Annotated in this window: 23 protein-coding genes; all 23 read left to right on the forward strand. The window is 47.6% G+C overall.

Annotation, left to right across the window (positions count from 1 at the left end):
• Positions 1–91: 91 nt before the first annotated feature.
• Positions 92–1,570 carry a stage IV sporulation protein A gene (gene spoIVA / locus ACXX53_RS20400; protein WP_458570534.1) on the forward strand — a complete coding sequence of 493 codons (1,479 nt, stop codon included), beginning with the start codon at positions 92–94 and terminating at the stop codon, positions 1,568–1,570.
• A 180-nt stretch (positions 1,571–1,750) separates the two neighbouring features.
• Complete coding sequence (locus ACXX53_RS20405) at positions 1,751–2,029, forward strand: hypothetical protein (protein WP_458570535.1); 279 nt, start codon at positions 1,751–1,753, stop codon at positions 2,027–2,029.
• A gap of 251 nt (positions 2,030–2,280) precedes the next feature.
• On the forward strand, positions 2,281–2,553 hold the full coding sequence (locus tag ACXX53_RS20410; protein ID WP_458570536.1) for an HU family DNA-binding protein: 273 nt from the start codon (positions 2,281–2,283) through the stop codon (positions 2,551–2,553).
• Positions 2,554–2,800: 247 nt separating this feature from the next.
• Positions 2,801–3,028 (forward strand): trp RNA-binding attenuation protein MtrB, encoded by a 228-nt coding sequence (gene mtrB / locus ACXX53_RS20415; protein ID WP_458570537.1) that lies wholly within the window; start codon positions 2,801–2,803, stop codon positions 3,026–3,028.
• A 107-nt stretch (positions 3,029–3,135) separates the two neighbouring features.
• Positions 3,136–3,723: a hypothetical protein gene (locus tag ACXX53_RS20420; RefSeq protein ID WP_458570538.1), complete on the forward strand. Its 588-nt coding sequence runs from the start codon at positions 3,136–3,138 to the stop codon at positions 3,721–3,723.
• A gap of 62 nt (positions 3,724–3,785) precedes the next feature.
• Positions 3,786–4,655: a heptaprenyl diphosphate synthase component 1 gene (locus ACXX53_RS20425; RefSeq protein WP_458570539.1), complete on the forward strand. Its 870-nt coding sequence runs from the start codon at positions 3,786–3,788 to the stop codon at positions 4,653–4,655.
• Between the two features lie 52 nt (positions 4,656–4,707).
• Positions 4,708–5,427: a demethylmenaquinone methyltransferase gene (locus ACXX53_RS20430; RefSeq protein ID WP_458570556.1), complete on the forward strand. Its 720-nt coding sequence runs from the start codon at positions 4,708–4,710 to the stop codon at positions 5,425–5,427.
• A 7-nt stretch (positions 5,428–5,434) separates the two neighbouring features.
• Positions 5,435–6,301, forward strand: coding sequence for a UbiA-like polyprenyltransferase (locus ACXX53_RS20435; RefSeq protein ID WP_458570540.1), 867 nt, complete (start codon positions 5,435–5,437; stop codon positions 6,299–6,301).
• The gene (locus ACXX53_RS20440; RefSeq protein ID WP_458570541.1) at positions 6,301–6,936 is read left to right on the forward strand and encodes a UbiX family flavin prenyltransferase; all 636 of its coding nucleotides are present in this window, start codon (positions 6,301–6,303) and stop codon (positions 6,934–6,936) included. The genes ACXX53_RS20435 and ACXX53_RS20440 overlap by 1 nt, the downstream gene beginning before the upstream one ends.
• The gene (locus ACXX53_RS20445) at positions 6,902–7,783 is read left to right on the forward strand and encodes a menaquinone biosynthetic enzyme MqnA/MqnD family protein (RefSeq protein ID WP_458570542.1); all 882 of its coding nucleotides are present in this window, start codon (positions 6,902–6,904) and stop codon (positions 7,781–7,783) included. The genes ACXX53_RS20440 and ACXX53_RS20445 overlap by 35 nt, the downstream gene beginning before the upstream one ends.
• A gap of 8 nt (positions 7,784–7,791) precedes the next feature.
• A complete protein-coding gene (hepT, locus tag ACXX53_RS20450; RefSeq protein ID WP_458570543.1) occupies positions 7,792–8,766 on the forward strand; it encodes a heptaprenyl diphosphate synthase component II in 975 nt (324 codons plus the stop codon).
• Positions 8,767–8,860: 94 nt separating this feature from the next.
• Positions 8,861–9,304 (forward strand): nucleoside-diphosphate kinase, encoded by a 444-nt coding sequence (gene ndk / locus ACXX53_RS20455; RefSeq protein ID WP_458570544.1) that lies wholly within the window; start codon positions 8,861–8,863, stop codon positions 9,302–9,304.
• A gap of 210 nt (positions 9,305–9,514) precedes the next feature.
• A complete protein-coding gene (locus ACXX53_RS20460) occupies positions 9,515–10,339 on the forward strand; it encodes a CheR family methyltransferase (protein ID WP_458570557.1) in 825 nt (274 codons plus the stop codon).
• 106 nt (positions 10,340–10,445) lie between these two features.
• Positions 10,446–10,757, forward strand: a complete 312-nt coding sequence (locus tag ACXX53_RS20465) for a hypothetical protein (RefSeq protein ID WP_458570545.1) — start codon at positions 10,446–10,448, stop codon at positions 10,755–10,757.
• Between the two features lie 196 nt (positions 10,758–10,953).
• Positions 10,954–12,123 carry a chorismate synthase gene (aroC, locus tag ACXX53_RS20470; protein WP_458570546.1) on the forward strand — a complete coding sequence of 390 codons (1,170 nt, stop codon included), beginning with the start codon at positions 10,954–10,956 and terminating at the stop codon, positions 12,121–12,123.
• Positions 12,124–12,132: 9 nt separating this feature from the next.
• Positions 12,133–13,248 carry a 3-dehydroquinate synthase gene (aroB, locus tag ACXX53_RS20475; RefSeq protein WP_458570547.1) on the forward strand — a complete coding sequence of 372 codons (1,116 nt, stop codon included), beginning with the start codon at positions 12,133–12,135 and terminating at the stop codon, positions 13,246–13,248.
• An 8-nt stretch (positions 13,249–13,256) separates the two neighbouring features.
• Entirely contained in the window at positions 13,257–13,625 is a 369-nt protein-coding gene (aroH, locus tag ACXX53_RS20480) for a chorismate mutase (protein ID WP_458570558.1), read from the forward strand.
• Positions 13,626–14,003: 378 nt separating this feature from the next.
• Positions 14,004–15,632 (forward strand): anthranilate synthase component I, encoded by a 1,629-nt coding sequence (gene trpE / locus ACXX53_RS20485; protein WP_458570559.1) that lies wholly within the window; start codon positions 14,004–14,006, stop codon positions 15,630–15,632.
• Complete coding sequence (trpD, locus tag ACXX53_RS20490) at positions 15,629–16,669, forward strand: anthranilate phosphoribosyltransferase (RefSeq protein WP_458570548.1); 1,041 nt, start codon at positions 15,629–15,631, stop codon at positions 16,667–16,669. Before trpE ends, trpD begins: the two co-directional genes overlap by 4 nt.
• Positions 16,659–17,468, forward strand: a complete 810-nt coding sequence (gene trpC, locus ACXX53_RS20495) for an indole-3-glycerol phosphate synthase TrpC (protein ID WP_458570549.1) — start codon at positions 16,659–16,661, stop codon at positions 17,466–17,468. The genes trpD and trpC overlap by 11 nt, the downstream gene beginning before the upstream one ends.
• Before the next feature lie 57 nt (positions 17,469–17,525).
• A complete protein-coding gene (locus tag ACXX53_RS20500; RefSeq protein ID WP_458570550.1) occupies positions 17,526–18,209 on the forward strand; it encodes a phosphoribosylanthranilate isomerase in 684 nt (227 codons plus the stop codon).
• Positions 18,209–19,423, forward strand: coding sequence for a tryptophan synthase subunit beta (gene trpB, locus ACXX53_RS20505; RefSeq protein ID WP_458570551.1), 1,215 nt, complete (start codon positions 18,209–18,211; stop codon positions 19,421–19,423). The genes ACXX53_RS20500 and trpB overlap by 1 nt, the downstream gene beginning before the upstream one ends.
• 2 nt (positions 19,424–19,425) lie before the next feature.
• Positions 19,426–19,692: tryptophan synthase subunit alpha (locus ACXX53_RS20510; RefSeq protein ID WP_458570552.1), on the forward strand; the 267-nt coding region annotated here is incomplete at its 3' end.

Below are 19,692 nucleotides of genomic sequence, written 5' to 3' on the forward strand. Positions count from 1 at the left end.
CAATTCTAGCAGAGGAGCCAATCGTTTCTGAGGGACGTGAGGCGGATGTTGTCTTCATGTCCGTCGGAAATTATTTAGGAGGGGATATCATTTGGAGAAAGTGGACATTTTTAAGGACATTGCCGAGCGTACCGGTGGGGATATTTACCTCGGAGTCGTTGGTGCTGTTCGTACGGGGAAGTCGACATTCATTAAGAGGTTCATGGAAACGGTCGTTCTCCCTAATATTACGAATGAATCAGACCGCATTCGAGCAGTAGATGAGCTTCCGCAAAGTGCGGCAGGCAAAACGATCATGACAACAGAACCGAAGTTTGTACCCAACAATGCCGTGCAAATTCAAGTAGGCGAAGGCTTGGAAGTCAGTGTAAGACTTGTAGATTGCGTAGGCTATGCAGTTGAAGGCGCCAAAGGCTACGAGGATGACAATGGCCCGCGAATGATCAACACGCCATGGTTTGAAGAGCCTATCCCGTTCCAGGAAGCGGCGGAGATTGGAACGCGCAAAGTAATTCAGGAGCATTCTACGCTGGGGGTTGTTGTCACCACAGATGGGACGATAGCTGAAATCCCGCGTTCATCTTATGTGGACTCGGAAGAACGGGTTATAAATGAATTGAAGGAAGTTGGCAAGCCATTTGTACTCATTATCAACTCTACTCGTCCAAAGAGCGAAGAAACGCAAGCACTGCGCTCCGAGCTCGAGCAGAAATATGATATTCCTGTTATGGCATTAAGCGCTGCGACAATGACTGAGGACGATGTAATGGGTGTGCTGCGCGAGGTGCTGTACGAATTCCCGGTACACGAAGTCAATGTCAATCTTCCGAGCTGGGTAATGGTGCTGAATGAACAACATTGGCTCCGCTCTTCTTTCGAGAACTCCGTGCGTGATACCGTAAAGGACATTCGACGACTTCGCGATGTGGATCGAGTAGTTCAGCAGTTTATGGAGTACGAGTTCATCGCAAGAGCCGGATTAAGTGGAATGAATATGGGGCAGGGTGTTGCAGAGATCGATCTGTATGCGCCTGATGAGCTCTATGATCAGATACTTATGGAAGTAGTAGGCGTCGAGATACGCGGCAAGGATCATCTTCTTCAGCTCATGCAGGAATTCTCACATGCGAAGCGGGAGTATGATCGATTTGCGGAAGCGCTTGAAATGGTGAAGACGACGGGATACGGAATAGCAGCTCCAACATTGACGGAGATGGCGCTTGATGAACCAGAATTGATTCGTCAAGGTTCACGCTTCGGCTTGCGATTAAAAGCAACCGCTCCTTCTATCCATATGATCCGAGTCGATGTAGAGTCGGAGTTTGCTCCGATTATCGGGACGGAGAAGCAAAGTGAAGAATTGATGCGCTACTTGATGCAGGATTTCGAGAACGACCCTACGAAGATATGGGAATCAGACATATTCGGACGTTCGCTGCACTCCATCGTGCGTGAAGGTATACAGGGCAAGATTGCGATGATGCCTGACAATGCACGCTATAAGCTGCAGGAAACGTTAGGCCGTATCATTAACGAAGGCTCTGGCGGGTTAATCGCCATCATTCTCTAAACGTATAACTGGTTATAAACCCATCTGATCGCAGATCATGTTGACATGGTCCTCGAACGGCTGGGTTTTTTACTATACATTAGTAAATCTAAATGTTAATGTACAAATACGCAATTTAGGGTATGATGAGAAATGAGAAGTAACAGCAATAGTTTAAATCAATAAAGAGAGGGATAGGCAATGAGTTTGCATATTGAACGGGCTGCACTTACACAGCATACTGACAGTGAATATTCGGGTAATGTCGTCTTTAAATTGGAGGGCTATAGCAATCATTATGAGATATCGTTCTTCAGTAAAAATGGACGCGACTGGGACTATAGCTTGCATTTTACGGAGCAATCGGGTAGTGAAGAGGAATTCTTGAAGCTGGATGAGCGCTTAGAGAATGATGATGAATTGTTTGATATGCTGCTGGATGCAGCGCTGCAGTCGTCAGAAGCTGGTTCTTCATCCTAAATAGCATGGAATGTTTCATCATGGACCAGAAAAGCAGAGGCAGCTCCTCTGCTTTATGCTGATTATGAGAAACGGCAACGTTGCACTTGCATTTGTAATTTCAGTATATTACTATAAATTTGTTCCAAATCGCAAAATTCCTTGTCCTATAGGGGTTATCACCGAATGGAACTCATGATGACAGGTATAAATTCCATTAATTACGTGCAAAACATGTATTATACTTACTTTATATTAGGAGGTGAATAGACATGAATAAATCTGAACTGATAACGGAAGTTTCTGAATCTACAGAAATGTCAAAGAAGGATGTAACGAAGGTAGTGGACGCTGTATTCGATGCTATTTCGAACGCGCTGCAGAATGGTGACAAAGTTCAACTCGTTGGCTTTGGTAACTTTGAAGTGCGTGAGCGTTCTGCTCGCAAGGGCCGCAACCCGCAAACAGGTGAAGAAATCGAAATTGCTGCAAGCAAGATTCCTGCGTTCAAGCCTGGCAAAGCGCTTAAAGAAGGCATTAAATAGTTCCTCGACCTATTGTTTAAGATATGAAGGAACCGATAATAGACAAAGAACGTCCAACTGATCTTACATATTATCTCGATGCTCAAGCCGTGACGAACCTGTCACGGCTTCATTGCTTTAGAGTGAACAAGAATCTGCTAGTATACATAAACGCTAGTCCCTAAGCGGGACATGATTGACAATAAGAGCCCAACACGTCATCATAACAGATGACGACTAGTGTTGAGGACACGAAGGAGGCTATTCTATGGAACAGAATCAGAACGATTATATTGTTGTAAAGGCGAAAGAGCAGGGCGTGCAGGTCATCGGATTAACGCGCGGTCAAGATACTCGCTTTCACCATATGGAGAAGCTTGACAAGAACGAAGTGCTGATCGCTCAATTCACGGATCATACTTCGGCGATCAAGATTCGCGGCAAAGCAACAGTGATGACCAAGCACGGGATGATTCATACGGATTCAGATCAATGATGCAGGCATAGCCTGCATTTTTTCATTGTAGAATGAGGTATGGACATCCTTGCAGGCGTCGAAACTGATGTCATAAGCAAGGCATCGTAGTGAAAGAGGTGTTTGCATTGCAGAAGCTCAGTTTCACGCTTGGGTCAATAGTGATTACGGTTGTCATGTTGTCAGTATTAGCAGCTCTTGCTGGCTATGTAGAACGGAGTCGCAGCGAACAATCTGATGTTTCCGTTTTTAAAGGCGATCAACAATTGATTCATCTTAGCCAGTCGGAGTTGGTAGATCAATTAGCTTCAGTTCCAAGAGATTTAGGCCTGAGCAGAGTAATCTGGTCAGATAATGGCAAGCTGTCGATCGATATCAAAGTAGCTTCATCCGTACATAACCAATCACTCTTATACCAAGAGGTATTCCGGTGGCTGCAATTCTGCTTTAGAGAGACTGACAATACAGAGAGGCTGCAGTTGCGTATTGTAATCGAAGATCAAATGGTAAAGAAGAAATACGTGCTGCTTGCACTGGACGCCAACCGAGCTGTTGTAAGTCAAGAAGTGCTTCATGAGCTTAAAGGAGGAACGGAAGCCCTCTCCAAGAGTACGGAAGCCGCGCTGAGAATCACTTATACTCCGCTCTGGCACCAGATCTTTGCTCGTCATGCTCGTTCTCATGACGGCCCAAAATTGTTGTCCGATTCCATGTAACATATGATATAATAATTTAGATTACGACATCCAGATGGATGACAACATTCGGAGGCATTCACATGAAGGGTACTCAAATCCCGCAAATGGTTAAACGATATATTGATCATGACATGATACAAGCGCACACCGAGTTGCCCGCTATGGCTCATTCACGGGTAGCTTTGATGTACGCTTTTTTAAACCGCAATCGCGCAAATTCTGAACATAGTGAGCTTATCTCGATCGTGACATCACTCGTTCAGTTAGCGCTTGATACACATGACATGGTGGAATTGGCAGGCAGTGAAGGTGACGACCGCAACTTGCGTTCCAGACAGCTTAAGGTTCTTGCAGGAGATTTTTTTAGCAGCCGTTTTTATCATTTGCTCGCTCAAGCGGGTCAAGTGGACGCTATTCGTGCTCTGAGCCGCGGCGTGTGTGAAGTTAATCGACTGAAGATGACGTTGCTGATGAAGACCAAGCAATGGAAGCTTAGTGCGGAGTCCTATCTGCAAGAGCGCACGAATCTGCGGCAGTGCATATTTCATTCCTTTGACGATCGCATGCTGCCTCAGGATGCATCTCAGTGGGAGGAGCTTCTGCAGCAGGTCTCGTATGTCGAGGTGCTGGAACAGGAGTATGAACGTGTAAATCACTTTCAAACGTTTGAGGGAAGCTGGCCATATTGGTATATTGTTCAGCATGGAACACAAGATGAACGCCAGTTGCTGATAAAGAAGCGATACGACCAAGCGGACTGGAAACAGCTTCTGTCAAAATATCATATCGTACAGGAGCTGTCGGATATGGTACATAGAGCACAATTGGCTCTCGAGGAACAGCTTGGGTCGCTTAGTCAGGATATGGTTACGGACTTAGGACTTGTCGTCCACAGTGCACAACCAAACTCATGGATTCGATCTTTCACAGGCGCTCCGATGCAGGGATAACCAGTTGATACGCAGAACTAGTGATGAAAGAGGAGGGGGACAAGCAGTGAATATGCAATCAACCAAGACTGGCAAGTCTAAAGAAGAATATGTGCATTCCGTATTTGAAAGTATTGCGCCGAAGTACGATAAGATGAACGACATTTTGAGCTTTCGTCGTCACAAGGCTTGGCGGGCATTTACGATGCGTAAGATGAATGTGCGCCCTGGTGAGACTGCGCTTGATTTATGCTGCGGAACATGCGATTGGACCATTCAATTGGCGAAAGCAAGCGGTAATGGCCGTATCGTTGGATTGGACTTCAGTCCCAACATGTTAGCGCATGGTCAGCAGAAAGTAGATAAAGAAGGCTTGTCTTCCCAGATACAATTAGTACAGGGCAATGCAATGGAGTTGCCGTTTGAGGATCATTCCTTCGACTATGTCACCATTGGTTTCGGTTTGCGCAATGTTCCAGACTATATGCAGGTTATTCGCGAGATGAGACGAGTTGTTAAGCCAGGAGGCAAGGTCGTATGCCTGGAATTGTCCCAACCGACTTGGCAGCCGTTTAAAGCTATATATTTCTTTTATTTCCGCAAGCTGCTGCCTATGCTAGGCAAGCTATTTGCTAAGCGTTACGATCAATACAAATGGCTCCCAGAGTCTCAAGCGGCATTCCCGAATCATAAAGTATTAGCACAGATGTTCTGCGATGCTGGCCTCGAACAGGTAGAAGCATATCCGCTCACTGGCGGTATCTCTGCATTGCATATCGGGACAAAGGGGTAGTAGATAAATGCTGAGAAAGACGAAGATTATTCTTGAAATGATCAAGTTCGAACATACGTTATTTGCACTTCCATTCGCGTTTATGGGAGCGCTGCTCGGATCTATGACCATTCATGGTGAGCTTCCATCTTGGTCACAGATCGGCTGGATTCTGCTAGCGATGATTGGCGCGCGAAGCGCAGCGATGGCATTGAATCGGATCATCGATGCTGCGATTGATGCTAAGAATCCTCGTACAGCGAATCGTGCCATCCCTGCAGGATTGTTAAAGATAGGCGAGGTACTAGTGTTTACCGCAGTATCGTTTGGGTTATTAATATGGGCAGCAGCAATGTTAGAGCCATTATCCTTCATATTATTGCCGCTTGCTGTTTTTATGCTCGTATTCTACTCTTTTACGAAACGATTTACATGGCTGTGTCACGTTATATTGGGGTTGACTATTGCTCTGGCTCCGCTAGGCGGCTGGGTAGCGGTGACGAATGAAGCTGGCTGGACCGCGATCATCTTCTACCTCACCATAGCATTCTGGACAACTGGATTTGATATCGTTTATGCTTGTCAAGATTATGAGTTTGATAAGAAAGAAGGGCTTAGGTCAATACCCGTACGGTTTGGAATTGAGCGATCATTAAAGATTGCTCGCGGCTTTCATATCGTCACCGCATTGGGATTCGTCCTTCTCATATTCATAACCAATCTGAGTTGGTGGTATCTGATCGGAACTGTGATAGCGCTAGGCTTGCTCGTTTACGAGCATCTTATTATTAAGCCTAACGATCTGACACGTCTCAACACCTCATTCTTCACTATGAATGGTGTGTTAAGCGTAGTCGTCTTCGCTTTCACGTTAATTGATCTGGTGGTGTCTTAATGTTTAAACAATCTGAACGATGGGTAATCGGAATTACTGGGGCGAGCGGCGCTATATACGGAGTTCGCCTCGTTCAATCTATGCTTCAAGCGGGGCACTTCGTTCATCTCGTTATAACGGATGCGGGATGGCGCGTGCTGAAGGAAGAATTAGGATGGAATGTATCGAAGCGTCAAGAAGCGATCTTTCAGGCATTTGGTGAAGAGTCTGCACGCCTTCAGTACCATCCAATTCAAGATATCGGGGCGAGTATTGCAAGCGGATCTTATCAAGTGCGCGGGATGGTCATTATGCCTTGTTCGATGGGGACACTGTCTGCGATCGCTCACGGTACATCAGATAATCTAATGGCACGTGCTGCTGATGTCATGATGAAAGAGGGCAGACCTCTTGTCATCGTGCCGCGCGAGACACCTCTTCATGCTATACATTTGGAGAATATGCTGAAGCTGGCTCGTCTAGGTGTTCGCCTAATTCCTGCTATGCCGGCATTTTATCACCAGCCTAAAACTTTGGATGATATCGTTGACTTCCTAGTAGGAAAGGTATTGGACAGCTTGAACATTGAACATCAACTATATAAGAGATGGGGGAGTTCAAATGAACCAGCGAACATACCAAACAACGAAAAATGATTCTTGTATCCGAATTGGGCGAATCGATTATGCGAATGTATGGCCGATCTTTTATCATTTTGATCCAGAGGGAACGAAAGCTAAGATAGAGATGATCCCGGCGGTGCCATCTACGCTCAATCAAGCGATGCGAGAAGGTAAGATAGACATGGGGCCAATTTCAGCGTTCGCCTACGGAGTATCAAGCGATGATTATGTTCTGTTTCCTGATTTGTCTGTAAGCGCGCTTGGCAGGGTGAACTCTCTCATGCTGTTTGTGAAGAAACCGCTGCATGAAGTGATGGATGGCAGCATTGCGCTGACCACGACCTCAGCGACGACCATTAATCTTCTTAAGATTATCGCAGCCAAGCAATATCGGAAATCGCCGACATACTTGCCGATGGAACCAGACCTGGAAGCGATGATGGCAGTTGCTGATGGGGCCTTGTTAATAGGGGATCATGCGATTCGTGCCTACTGGGCGAACGAACAGGATCCGAAGTACGAAGTGTATGATCTAGGTGAAATGTGGTATGATTGGACTGGCCGATGGATGACATTTGCCGTTTGGGCAGTTCGTAAGGAAGCAATCTTGAAGCATTCGCAGGATATTTCACTTATTGTGGATGCATTTCGGACAAGCAAGATGCTCAGCAATGCGAACCCGGAACCGCTTGTGCGGGATGCCGTGCATCAGTTAGGCGGAACTGCTGATTATTGGCGACATTACTTCAACAATTTGAATTATGATTTCGGACCTGAGCAGCAGCAAGGCCTGCAGCTTTACTTCGAATATGCTTATGAATTAGGTTTAATCGATCATGAAGTTCGGTTAGACATTTGGTCGGAAAATACTGTTGGTTAGGTGAAGGCATGAAACTGTGGGACATTTATGCGACAATGAAACAGGACGTCTCTTTTATCGAACGTGAATTGGAGCGTACGATTGTATCCGATCACGAGCTGTTAAATGAGACGTCCTTACATCTATTGAAATCTGGAGGCAAACGAATCCGACCAGTATTTGTATTGATGGCCGGCAAGTTTGGTACATATGATCTGGACCAACTGAAGCGCGTTGCCGTACCGCTGGAGCTCATCCATATGGCTTCGCTGGTTCATGACGATGTTATTGACGATGCAGATACACGGCGAGGCAACCTTACGGTAAAGTCGAAGTGGGATAATCTGGTTGCTATGTACACCGGAGACTATATATACGGAAAAGCACTTACTTTGGTAACGGAGCTTGAGAACCCACATATCCATCGGATACTATCCAAAGCAATGGTGGAAATGTGTATCGGTGAAATGGAGCAGATTCGGGATTTCTTTAACACGGAGCAAAGTGTGAGGCAATATTTGCTGCGAATTCGTCGCAAGACGGCTCTGCTTATCGCGGTGAGCTGCCAATTAGGCGCACTTGCGGCGGGCGCTGATCACAAGACGAGCAATTGGTTATACCGCTACGGATACAATGTGGGAATGACGTTCCAGATTCGAGATGATGTGCTTGATCTGACGGGAACAGAAGCACAGCTTGGCAAACCTCCAGGCAATGATATCAAGCAGGGCAACATCACACTGCCTGTACTGTATGCTCTGCAGGATCCGACCATACGTGAACCGCTGCTTCAACATATTGAGCATATTCGCGCTCATAACGGTGAAACAGATGTGTCGGAGGCGCTGCAGCTTATTCGCAACAGTCGAGGAATACAGGAGGCTGAACAGCTGGCTAACCGCTATCTGGAGAAGTCAATTGATGCGCTCACGCATCTGCCGGATATTCGCGCGCGTAAGAGTTTGCAGGACATTGCCCATTTTATCGTGAAGCGTTCGCATTAAAAATAAATATTTTACGACAAACCGATGTTTTACCATGAAAAATTTGGTACAATATGTATGTTACTAAACTTTTATAGGTTCAAGGAGTGAACGTATGGAACGTACATTCATCATGGTAAAACCGGACGGTGTCCAACGCGGACTTATTGGTGAAATTGTAAGCCGTTTCGAGCGCAAAGGGCTCAAATTGTCAGCAGGCAAATTTGTAGTTCTTTCCCGTAATCAAGCAGAGTTTCATTATGCCGAGCATAAGGAAAAGCCTTTCTTCGGCGAACTGGTTGACTTTATTACATCTGGGCCTGTATTTGCGATGGTATGGGAAGGCGATGAAGCTATTGCTTTGTCCCGTATGGTCATCGGCAAGACTAAGGTCGCGGACGCTCAACCAGGTACTATTCGCGGCGATTATGCTCTACATACGAACTTCAATCTCGTTCACGGTTCCGATTCTCCTGAAAGCGCTGCTCGTGAGATCTCTAACGTGTTTGGAGATCAAGAGATTGTTTCGTTCAATCGTACAATTGAACCTTGGCTCTAGGAGTTACAGCCATGAATCCTTGAATCATATAAGAGCTATATGATAAGAGATATGAAATGAACACGGCGAATGCTATCATTCGACCGTGTTTTTCTATAGGATAGACTATACTAGGGATATATGCGATGAGGTGAGCAGGACATGGACAGCAGAACAACGATTTGGAACAATAGACTACCGCGCCAAGGCCAGAAACCGACCGCCGCTTTAATGGATATGGGAGATCTGAATTCCCAGGCAATCAGTTATACAGAAGAGGAAACTCGTGATTATATTCAGTTCATAGACAGAGTCAAGCGAAAAAGCGGTATCGATCTGGCTCAGTATAAAGAGGCGCAAATGCGCAGACGCCTTAATACGCTAAGGACTAAAAACGGCTATGATTCGTTCGCTTCATTTTATCACGCGATGGAAGAGGATAAACACTTGTTTTACGAGTTTCTAGACAGAATGACAATTAACGTTTCTGAGTTCTGGCGCAATCCGAGTCGCTGGGAAGTATTGCGCACTAAAGTTCTGCCTGAGCTGTTGAGCCATTCCTCGCGGTTGCGCTGCTGGAGCGCCGCTTGTTCGACTGGGGAAGAGCCCTATACTCTTGCGATGATACTTGATGACTTGAATGTATTTACAGGGTCCAAGCTATTAGCGAGCGACTTGGATGATAACGCGCTTGCGCGAGCAAAAGAAGGAATATACATTTCTCGTGCGTTAAAGGACGTTCCTTCTTCGTTTCAGTCTCGGTTTTTTACACAGGAAAATGAATTATTTCGTATTCATGATCGACTTAAGTCAGGTATATCATTTCAGAAGCAAAATCTGTTAAACGATCGGTTTGATACCGGATTTGACTTGATCATTTGCCGCAATGTCATGATCTATTTCACAGAAGAAGCCAAGCATATGCTATATCACAAGTTTGCTCAATCCTTGCGACCTGGAGGAGTCTTGTTCGTAGGCAGTACGGAACAGATATTTAATCCAGGCCAATATGGGCTTGAGACAGTTGAGACCTTCTTCTATCGTAAGCTTACATAGTGCAATCAATCGTGTACGTATAACGAAGTACTCCTTGTCCGATACTATTCTTAAAGAATTCGATGGCTGGTAGGCATCAATCTAGAGAAGGTACGGAGGAAGCAAGATGGATAAGAGGAAGGTGATTGCTGCCTATTACCGCGGTGAGCTATCGTTGCAAGAATGCGCGCAAATATTAGGCTTGGAGCTGCATCCGCTTGAACAATGGCTGGAGGAAGATGAACTGCAGCATAGAGCAGATCATGAATATGCACCAATTGGTAATAAGCAGGTTGCGTTGCAACATCAACATGACAAGCAAGATTCAGGCAATGCTGAGCCTCTCGATTCGTTACGGCGCAATTCGATTCACGATCAAGCTGATGGTACCTCTAGTACTCCGTTACACAAGCCAACTGATTGGTGGTACTGGCATTAACTTATACATTAGCAGCGAGTTACTTACGTTCGTGATTAGGTGTGAAATGCTGTTATTACACGTTCTTCTCGCTCATTTGAGCGCGGCAGGGCGTGTTTTTGCTTTCTTGTCAAACGGATACTCCTATACTATAATGAGCAAAAGAGTCTCGAGATTTTAGTCGTTTACAGCATTACAGCAAAAGGGGGAGCTAAGTGTGAATCTACGTTATTTGACAGCAGGAGAGACCCATGGACCACAATTGACCGCTATCATTGAGGGTATGCCAAGCAATATGACAGTTGATTTTGAAGAACTCAACTTCCAATTGCATCGACGTCAGAAGGGCTACGGCCGTGGCCGTCGCATGCAAATCGAAAAAGATACGGCTTCCATTGTAGGCGGAGTTCGCCATGGACGAACGACGGGTGCACCTATTGCTATCGTCGTGGAGAATAACGACTGGAAGCATTGGACACAGATTATGAACGTTGAACCAATCGAGGGATCAGACGAAGATAAACGCCGTATTCATCGACCGCGTCCTGGTCATGCAGATTTAAATGGCGGTTTGAAATACAACTTAAAGGATCTTCGCAACGTACTTGAACGTTCAAGTGCACGCGAGACAACGGTTCGTGTAGCTATCGGTGCTGTAGCGCGTCAATTGCTTGCGGCATTTGGCATAAAAGTAGCGGGGCAAGTGATTCGAATTGGAGAGATTGAAGCACCGCCTAATCAACTGTCCGTCGAAGAACTGATCGAACAGACAGAAGCATCCTCCGTTCGTGTCGTTGATAAAGAAACGGAACAGAAGATGGAAGCTTACATCGATCAGATCAAAGCTGACGGAGACTCCATCGGCGGAATTGTGGAGTGTATCGTGGAGGGCCTGCCTGTTGGTCTGGGCAGTTATGTTCAATATGATCGCAAGCTGGATGGCCGTATCGCTCAGGCAGTGATGTCGATCAACGCTTTTAAGGGTGTTGAGATTGGTATTGGCTTTGAGGCTGGTATCCTGCGCGGATCGCAGGTTCACGATGAGATCTTGTATGATGAGAAGCACGGCTTTACCCGCGCTTCCAACCGACTTGGCGGATTTGAAGGCGGAATGACGAATGGAATGCCAGTTGTCGTAAGAGGCGTGATGAAGCCAATTCCGACTCTTTATAAGCCGCTTCGCAGTGTAGATATTGATACGAAAGAGCCTTTCACGGCACAGGTTGAGCGCTCTGATGCTTGCGCAGTACCTGCTGCAAGTGTAGTAATGGAGCATGTTGTTGCCTGGGAGATCGCTAAAGCATTTCTCGAGAAGTTCGGTGGAGACTCTATGGAAGAGATCAGAGCCAATTATGATCATTACATGGCTCAAGTCGCTAAATACTAGGTGATGACGATGAACATGAATTCACGTTGGAATGCTGCGGAACTGACAGTTGATCTGGGTGAGCGTTCATATCCAATCTATATCGGATCCGGGTTGTTGACAAAGGCTGGGCAACTGTTTGTAGACAAGAACATCACGACTAAGAGTCCTATTCTCGTTGTTACGGATGAGAATGTTGCAGTCTTGCACTTGGCAGCCGTTACACAATCATTGGAGAGTGCTGGTTATCATGTGGCTGTACATACCGTTCCTGCTGGGGAGACGTCGAAATCTCTAGCTCATCTGGAAGCATGTATAACTACAGCGCTTGAAGCAGGCCTAGACCGCAAATCGACAGTAGTCGCGTTAGGCGGCGGAGTTGTAGGGGACCTTGCAGGCTTCGTTGCGGCATCCTATATGCGCGGTGTTCGCTTCATGCAGATGCCAACTACGATCCTCGCGCATGACAGCAGTGTTGGCGGTAAAGTAGCTGTTAACCATCCGCTTGCGAAAAATATAATCGGTGCATTTCATCAGCCCGATATGGTCGTGTATGATACATCCACACTGCTGACCCTGCCTGAGCGTGAAATCCGAGCCGGACTTGCTGAGATGGTCAAGCATGGGTTGATCTGGGACGAGACATTCGCGGCTTGGTGCAATGACCATGCAAGCGAGCTCGTAAAGCTGAATGAAGAGAAGCTTCAGTATGGCTTATTTACGGGTTGCAGTGTCAAGGCTCAGGTCGTATCTCGGGATGAACGAGAGAATGATCTACGGGCGATTCTGAATCTGGGACATACGATCGGGCATGCGCTGGAGGCAGTGGGGAATTACGGAGAACTACTTCACGGAGAAGCGATCTCGATTGGGATGGTTGGAGCAGCGCGCTTAGCGGCAGCGCTGGGTGAGGATGCTGGGCTTGAGGAGCGAACTCGTCAATTGATGGAGGCGTTTGGTCTGCCGACCGTAATTCCGAGTCATTATGATACAGATGCGATCATGAACGCTATGATGCATGATAAGAAATTCAGCGAAGGTTCGATGGTGTTTGTTGTACCAACTGCAATAGGTCGTGTTGAGATTCGACGGGACGTCCCTGTTTCCTTGGTGCGCGACATTGTGAACAGCTTGAAAGGGGAATAAGGATGACGATGTTTCTTAGAGGGATTCGTGGAGCAACTACCGTTCAAGCCAATGATGCGGATGAAATATTGAGCGCGACGAATGAATTGTTGAATAAGATCGTAGAATTGAATGAGATTGATGCTGAGAGCATCTCAAGCATATGGATCACGATGACGACGGATCTGGATGCGACATTTCCTGCGCGGGCAGTAAGAACACTTCCGGGTTGGGAGCTTGTGCCGATTATGTGTGCCGTCGAAATTCCAGTTAAGGGCAGTCTGCCGCAGTGTATTCGCATTATGCTGAATGTGAATACCGAAAAAGGGCAAGCGGATATAAAGCATGTGTACTTGAATGAAGCAGCGAAGCTGCGACCGGATTTACTGGACAAGTGAGGCTAAGAGAAGCAAAAGCAGTAAGCTCTTTGACCTTCAGTTATATGAAGTCAGAGCATACCGGCAAACTTGCGTTGACTATAGTTTGCAGTTATTGTATATTGGCAATAGCAGAGTTGAGCAGAGTTTAGTTTAGATGAGATGAGTTTAGCAGAGCAGAGCTGAGTATAATATGATTAGCGCTACACGGGATGTACCGTGCGGCTGCTTTCTTCTATATGGATGTGGCTAGCATACCTGGACGGTATGCTTGTATCTTCGCATCTCCAGCTTTCCTATCATTTCATCGTTAGCGATAAGACCTCTACTTTGCGTAGAGGTCTTTTTTAGTTGCACTCTGTATCATCCCCCTCGATAGGGAGAAAAGGAGTGAAGGCGATGATCCCCCGCTACGAACAAGTATTAGAGCTTTCCCATGACTACAACGTTATTCCAATCTCGCGTACTATTCTCGCTGATATGGAAACACCTATTCGATTATATCAGCGGCTGCAAGATGAACGATATGCCTTTTTGTTAGAAAGTATTGAAGGCGGAGTGCAATGGGCCCGATACTCCTTTATCGGTACAGATCCATTTCTCCTGCTTCTTGGGAAAAATGGAGTGAACGTCATCACTGAGGGCGGCAGGCAACGGCATCTGGATGCGAAGCCGTTGGAAGGACTTCAAGCGCTGCTTAAGCGCTATAAGAGTCCAACCATACCAGGTCTTCCCCCTCTAACCGGTGGTGCGATCGGCTTCTTCGGCTACGATCTGATGCAGCAGTATGAGAAGCTGCCTCGCCACGCGAAAGACGATTTGAATATGAATGATATTCAATTCATGTTCTGTGACCAACTCGTCGTATTCGATCATGTGAAGCAGCAGATTCAAGCCATAGTCAATCTGCACGTGCCAGAAGGCGCTGGCAGCAACGAACTTCGCGAGCTGTACCAAGAAGCTGGCGAGAAGCTGACTCGATTGGAGCAGAAAATCACAGCGCCGCTGCCTCAAGCGCTGAAGCCCATATCTGCAGAGGCTTTGGCCGAACGGGTTGACGATATTGGAGTTGTGATCAGCAATGAGACAAAAGCTTCCTATATGAACAAGGTTGAGCAAGCGAAGGAATATATACGATCGGGCGATATCTTTCAAGTTGTACTCTCGCAGCGCTTCGAGCGGGTGACGGAAGCGGAGCCTATCGATGTTTACCGTATGCTGCGCATTACCAACCCATCTCCATACATGTACATGCTGAAGATGGACGATGAAACGTTGGTTGGTTCATCTCCAGAAGCACTCGTTCGAGTCAAAGGCGATCGCGTAGAGACACGGCCGATTGCAGGAACGAGAGCAAGAGGAGCGACGCCTGAACAGGATCTCGCGTTAGAAGCAGAGCTTCTTGCGGATGAGAAGGAGCGGGCAGAACATATTATGCTGGTTGATCTAGGCCGCAACGATATCGGTCGTGTATCCGAATTCGGATCGGTACAGTGTGATTCCTACATGAATGTCGAGCGATACTCGCATGTGATGCACATCGTATCGAACGTATCGGGTAAGCTTCGTGAAGATAAAAATTTCTTTGACGCGTTCCTCTCATGTCTACCTGCCGGTACCGTGTCTGGAGCTCCAAAGATTCGCGCGATGGAAATCATCGCTGAGCTCGAACGAGAAGCAAGAGGCGCATATGCTGGAGCGATCGGATATCTTGGCTTCAACGGCAATCTGGATACGTGCATTACGATTCGAACGATTATATTCAAGCATGGTAAAGCCTATGTACAATCTGGAGCAGGTATCGTATGGGATTCCGTACCTGAGAAGGAGTACGAGGAAACGGTGAACAAGGCTAAGGCTTTGTTGTTATCTATCGTGATGGCAGAGCGAATCTTTGGCAAAGAGTATGGCGCTCAATTGAAGAGATCCTCTTCTATGCGCGCTGCGGGTAAGCCTGTTCACGCTAATATGGACTATGATCTTCAAGTACAAGATGGCAGTTCGGGAAGAGAGGTGACGGCTCGATGAGTGAGGATATGAGAATCAGAGAAGCTTTGAATACGGTGCTCGTTGGTAAAGATTTGACTCGTGAACAAGCAAGACTCGCCATGGAGGATATTATGGGCGGCAGAGCAACTTCTGCACAGATTGGCGCCCTGTTGGCTGGGCTGCGGCTAAAGGTCGAATCCGTCGACGAGATTGCGGGCTTCGCCGATGCGATGCGCAATCTAGCGAATCACTTGGTCACATCTCGTGATCGACTGCTGGATACGTGCGGTACGGGTGGATCGGGTATCCACAAGTTCAACATCTCGACCGCATCCGCTATCATAGCAGCCTCTTCCGGCGTGCGGGTTGCGAAGCACGGCAACCGTTCTGCTTCTGGCAAAGCAGGCAGCGCGGACGTGCTGGAAGAGCTTGGCGTCAACATTCAATTAAGCGGCGAGCAGGCAGCAGATTGCTTGGAGCGCACCGGCATATGCTTCATGTTCGCTCAATTATACCATCCAGCCATGAAGCATGCGGCTGGCCCGCGAAAAGAATTAGGCGTACGCACCGTATTCAATATGCTTGGGCCGCTCACCAACCCCGCAGGCGCCGACCGACAGCTGCTCGGCATCTACGATCGCAATCGCACCGAGACCGTTGCTGCGGTGCTTCGCGAGCTAGGCCTGAAGCGGGCTATGGTCGTGGCTAGCGAAGATGGGCTGGATGAGATCAGCTTATCCGCTCCGACTCGTGTGAGTGAGCTTCGCCATGGCGAGATTCAAACCTATGACATCACGCCGGAACAGCTAGGGCTGACGACACGGCCGCTGACAGAGGTGCTGGGCGGAGATGCGGTTACGAATGCGAACCTGATCCGCCGCATCTTGAGAGGCGAGCGCGGCGGGCATCGTGATATTGTGCTGGCGAATGCTGGCGCATGCGTCTACGTATCCGGGCAAGCAGATTCGATCGCAGAAGGAGTCAGCATAGCGGCTGAAGCAATCGACAGTGGTCGCGCTGGCCATAAGCTGGATGAATGGATTGAAACGACAGGAGGATTAAGCCATGTTTCTTGATCGGATAATCGCTACGAAGCGAGAAGAAGTACAGGCGCTTCAGCAGGAGATGAACCTGGATGAAGCGCTGCGGCAGATAGCGCAGCTTCCGCCCTGCCGTTCATTGAAGCAAGCGCTGACTAGCGGACGGCATCGGGCTGTAGGCTTGATCGCTGAAGTTAAGAAGGCTTCGCCTTCCAAAGGCCTGATTCGCGAACAGTTCCACCCTGATCAGATCGCGAAGGAATATGCCGCCGCTGGAGCGGACGCACTGTCCGTGTTAACGGACGTGCAGTATTTTCAAGGCGGCATTGATATATTTCGCAAGGTTCGAGCGGCGGTAGATCTGCCGCTCCTGCGAAAAGAGTTTATCATCAGCAAGGAGCAACTGGCTGAGGCGCGCTTAATAGGCGCGGATGCGGTGTTGTTAATTGCAGCGGTTCTGGATGATGCAGAGCTTGCTGAGCTGTTCACATTCGCCAAGCAGTTGGGCTTAGAGTCGTTAGTCGAGGTTCATGATCTGGTAGAGCTCGATCGGGTTAAACGCCTTGATGGTATTGAGCTAATCGGTATCAACAATCGGAATCTTCATACGTTTGAGACGGATATCGAGCAAACGGCACGGCTTCTATCGGCTGTACCGAAGGGTGCGGTGCTCGTAAGCGAGAGCGGCATCCATCAGCCAGAACATCTTGTCAATTTGCATCAGCATGGCGTGCATGGAGTGCTTGTGGGTGAACATTTTATGCGACAAGATCGGATTGGTGATGCCGTGTATGCATTAATGAGCGGGCTGGAGCTGATTACTCAAACTCCATAATGTAATCGAGCTTCATTTTCATAAGATGTTATTTCTATATCGAAGGAGAGAATCGTATTGAACGTCAAGATTTGCGGCATTCAAGACGCTGCTACGGGGGTGCAAGTCGCAAGACTGAAGCCTGATCATATCGGATTCGTATTTGCGCCTAGCCGCAGACAGGTGACACCGCCGCAAGCTGCGTCAATCATAGATGCAATCCGATGCGAGATCAGCAACGCGCCGGAGATGGTTGGAGTGTATGCTCGAGCCGATCGAAGTGAAATGGAGAGGGTATTAGCAAATGTTCCGCTTGATGCAGTCCAATTTCTTGTTTGTGAAGACCTGTCCATTGCTCAGTGGATTAAAGACCGATGGTCAATAAAGATATGGCTAACGATGCCGATCCCAGCCAATACAGCTGATGCGCATGATGAAAGGGAACAGCTCATTCAACATCAATTCGAACGGCTGTCTTCCATTATAGATAATATCGATGTGCTTCTTTTAGATACGCATGATCCTGTACATGGCGGAGGCTCCGGGCATTCATTTCAATGGGATGTGATCCCTGCCTATCTCGCTTATACGAAGCGTTACTCGATTCCGCTATATGCGGCGGGCGGACTTCATACGGATAACATTGCAAAGTTAAAGGCTAGTTACGATCTTCAAGGAGTAGATGTCTCAAGCGGCGTAGAAACGAACGGAGTTAAGGATCTAATTAAGGTCCAATCATTTATCGAAAGGGTGAAGTCCTAATGGAACAGCAAACACATATACCAACCTACACATACCCGGATGAACGGGGGAGATACGGCTCATTTGGCGGTCGCTATGTTCCTGAAACATTAATGAATGCTCTCTTCGAGTTGGAGGAAGCATATCGTAAAAATATAGCAGATCCTGATTTTCAGCGTGAGCTGATTCATTTGCTCCATACGTATTCAGGCCGCCCTACTGCGCTGTACCATGCAGAACGGCTCTCACAAGAGCTGGGCGGTGCAAAGATCTACTTGAAGCGGGAAGACCTTAACCATACTGGCGCTCATAAGATTAATAATACAATCGGTCAAGCTCTATTAGCGAAACGGATGGGCAAGCGTAAAGTAATTGCGGAAACAGGTGCTGGTCAGCATGGCGTTGCGACGGCAACCGTCGCTGCATTATTCGGTATGGAGTGTAAAGTGTTCATGGGCGAAGAGGATATGAAGCGCCAAGAGTTGAACGTGTTCCGTATGCGACTGCTTGGGGCGGAGGTCGTGCCCGTTATGTCAGGTTCTCGTACCTTGAAGGATGCAGGCAATGAAACCCTGCGCTACTGGGTAAGTAATGTGCAGGATACGTTTTATATTCTAGGTTCGGTAGTCGGTCCTCATCCTTATCCAATGATTGTTAGGGACTTCCAGAGAATTATCGGTGACGAGACGAAACGTCAGATGATAGAAGCGGAAGGACGATTGCCTGACGTTTGTATCGCAGCAGTTGGCGGCGGCAGCAACGCGATGGGGCTATTCTATCCGTTTATCGAAGATTCCTCTGTTCGCCTTATCGGTGTAGAAGCGGCAGGCAGAGGAGTGGATACAGATGAACATGCAGCAACGATGACACTGGGGCGTCCAGGTGTATTTCAAGGATCGTTAAGTTATCTGCTGCAGGATGAATACGGTCAAGTTCAGGAGGCTCATTCCATATCGGCTGGCCTTGACTATCCAGGAGTAGGTCCAGAGCATGCTCATCTCAAACAGTCGGAGCGTGCGGAATATGTGCCAATTACAGATACCGAAGCCATGGATGCCTTGCAACTGCTGTGTCGTACGGAAGGAATACTTCCCGCACTAGAGTCTTCACACGCGCTCGCTCAAGCAGTGAAGTTAGCCCCCCAGTTGAGCTCTGACACGATTATGGTGGTCAACTTGTCTGGACGTGGGGACAAGGACGTAGGTACGATCATCCAAGCATTAGGAGGTAAATAGTCATGAGTACCGTCATAACGAATAGATTAGATGCAGCATTCGAACAATTAAGAAAAGCTGGTGAAACCGCCCTGATTCCGTTCATAACAGTAGGTGATCCAACGCTGGATGTAACGGTTCAGCTGCTTCTCGGCATGGAGAAGGCTGGAGCTAATGTGATCGAGCTCGGTATTCCATACTCCGACCCATTGGCGGATGGTCCGATTATCGAGCGCGCGTCTGCACGCGCACTGCAAGGGGGTACGACGATCAGACACGGCTTGGAGGCT

The organism is Paenibacillus marinisediminis, assembly GCF_054343325.1.

Coding starts and splice junctions, on each gene's coding strand:
- ACXX53_RS20405 (WP_458570535.1), top strand. CDS start 1,751: ATGAGTTTGCATATTGAACGGGCTGCACTTACACAGCATACTGACAGT.
- ACXX53_RS20410 (WP_458570536.1), top strand. CDS start 2,281: ATGAATAAATCTGAACTGATAACGGAAGTTTCTGAATCTACAGAAATG.
- mtrB (WP_458570537.1), top strand. CDS start 2,801: ATGGAACAGAATCAGAACGATTATATTGTTGTAAAGGCGAAAGAGCAG.
- ACXX53_RS20425 (WP_458570539.1), top strand. CDS start 3,786: ATGAAGGGTACTCAAATCCCGCAAATGGTTAAACGATATATTGATCAT.
- ACXX53_RS20430 (WP_458570556.1), top strand. CDS start 4,708: ATGCAATCAACCAAGACTGGCAAGTCTAAAGAAGAATATGTGCATTCC.
- ACXX53_RS20435 (WP_458570540.1), top strand. CDS start 5,435: ATGCTGAGAAAGACGAAGATTATTCTTGAAATGATCAAGTTCGAACAT.
- ACXX53_RS20440 (WP_458570541.1), top strand. CDS start 6,301: ATGTTTAAACAATCTGAACGATGGGTAATCGGAATTACTGGGGCGAGC.
- ACXX53_RS20445 (WP_458570542.1), top strand. CDS start 6,902: ATGAACCAGCGAACATACCAAACAACGAAAAATGATTCTTGTATCCGA.
- hepT (WP_458570543.1), top strand. CDS start 7,792: ATGAAACTGTGGGACATTTATGCGACAATGAAACAGGACGTCTCTTTT.
- ndk (WP_458570544.1), top strand. CDS start 8,861: ATGGAACGTACATTCATCATGGTAAAACCGGACGGTGTCCAACGCGGA.
- ACXX53_RS20460 (WP_458570557.1), top strand. CDS start 9,515: ATGGATATGGGAGATCTGAATTCCCAGGCAATCAGTTATACAGAAGAG.
- ACXX53_RS20465 (WP_458570545.1), top strand. CDS start 10,446: ATGGATAAGAGGAAGGTGATTGCTGCCTATTACCGCGGTGAGCTATCG.
- aroB (WP_458570547.1), top strand. CDS start 12,133: ATGAACATGAATTCACGTTGGAATGCTGCGGAACTGACAGTTGATCTG.
- aroH (WP_458570558.1), top strand. CDS start 13,257: ATGTTTCTTAGAGGGATTCGTGGAGCAACTACCGTTCAAGCCAATGAT.
- trpE (WP_458570559.1), top strand. CDS start 14,004: ATGATCCCCCGCTACGAACAAGTATTAGAGCTTTCCCATGACTACAAC.
- trpD (WP_458570548.1), top strand. CDS start 15,629: ATGAGTGAGGATATGAGAATCAGAGAAGCTTTGAATACGGTGCTCGTT.
- trpC (WP_458570549.1), top strand. CDS start 16,659: ATGTTTCTTGATCGGATAATCGCTACGAAGCGAGAAGAAGTACAGGCG.
- trpB (WP_458570551.1), top strand. CDS start 18,209: ATGGAACAGCAAACACATATACCAACCTACACATACCCGGATGAACGG.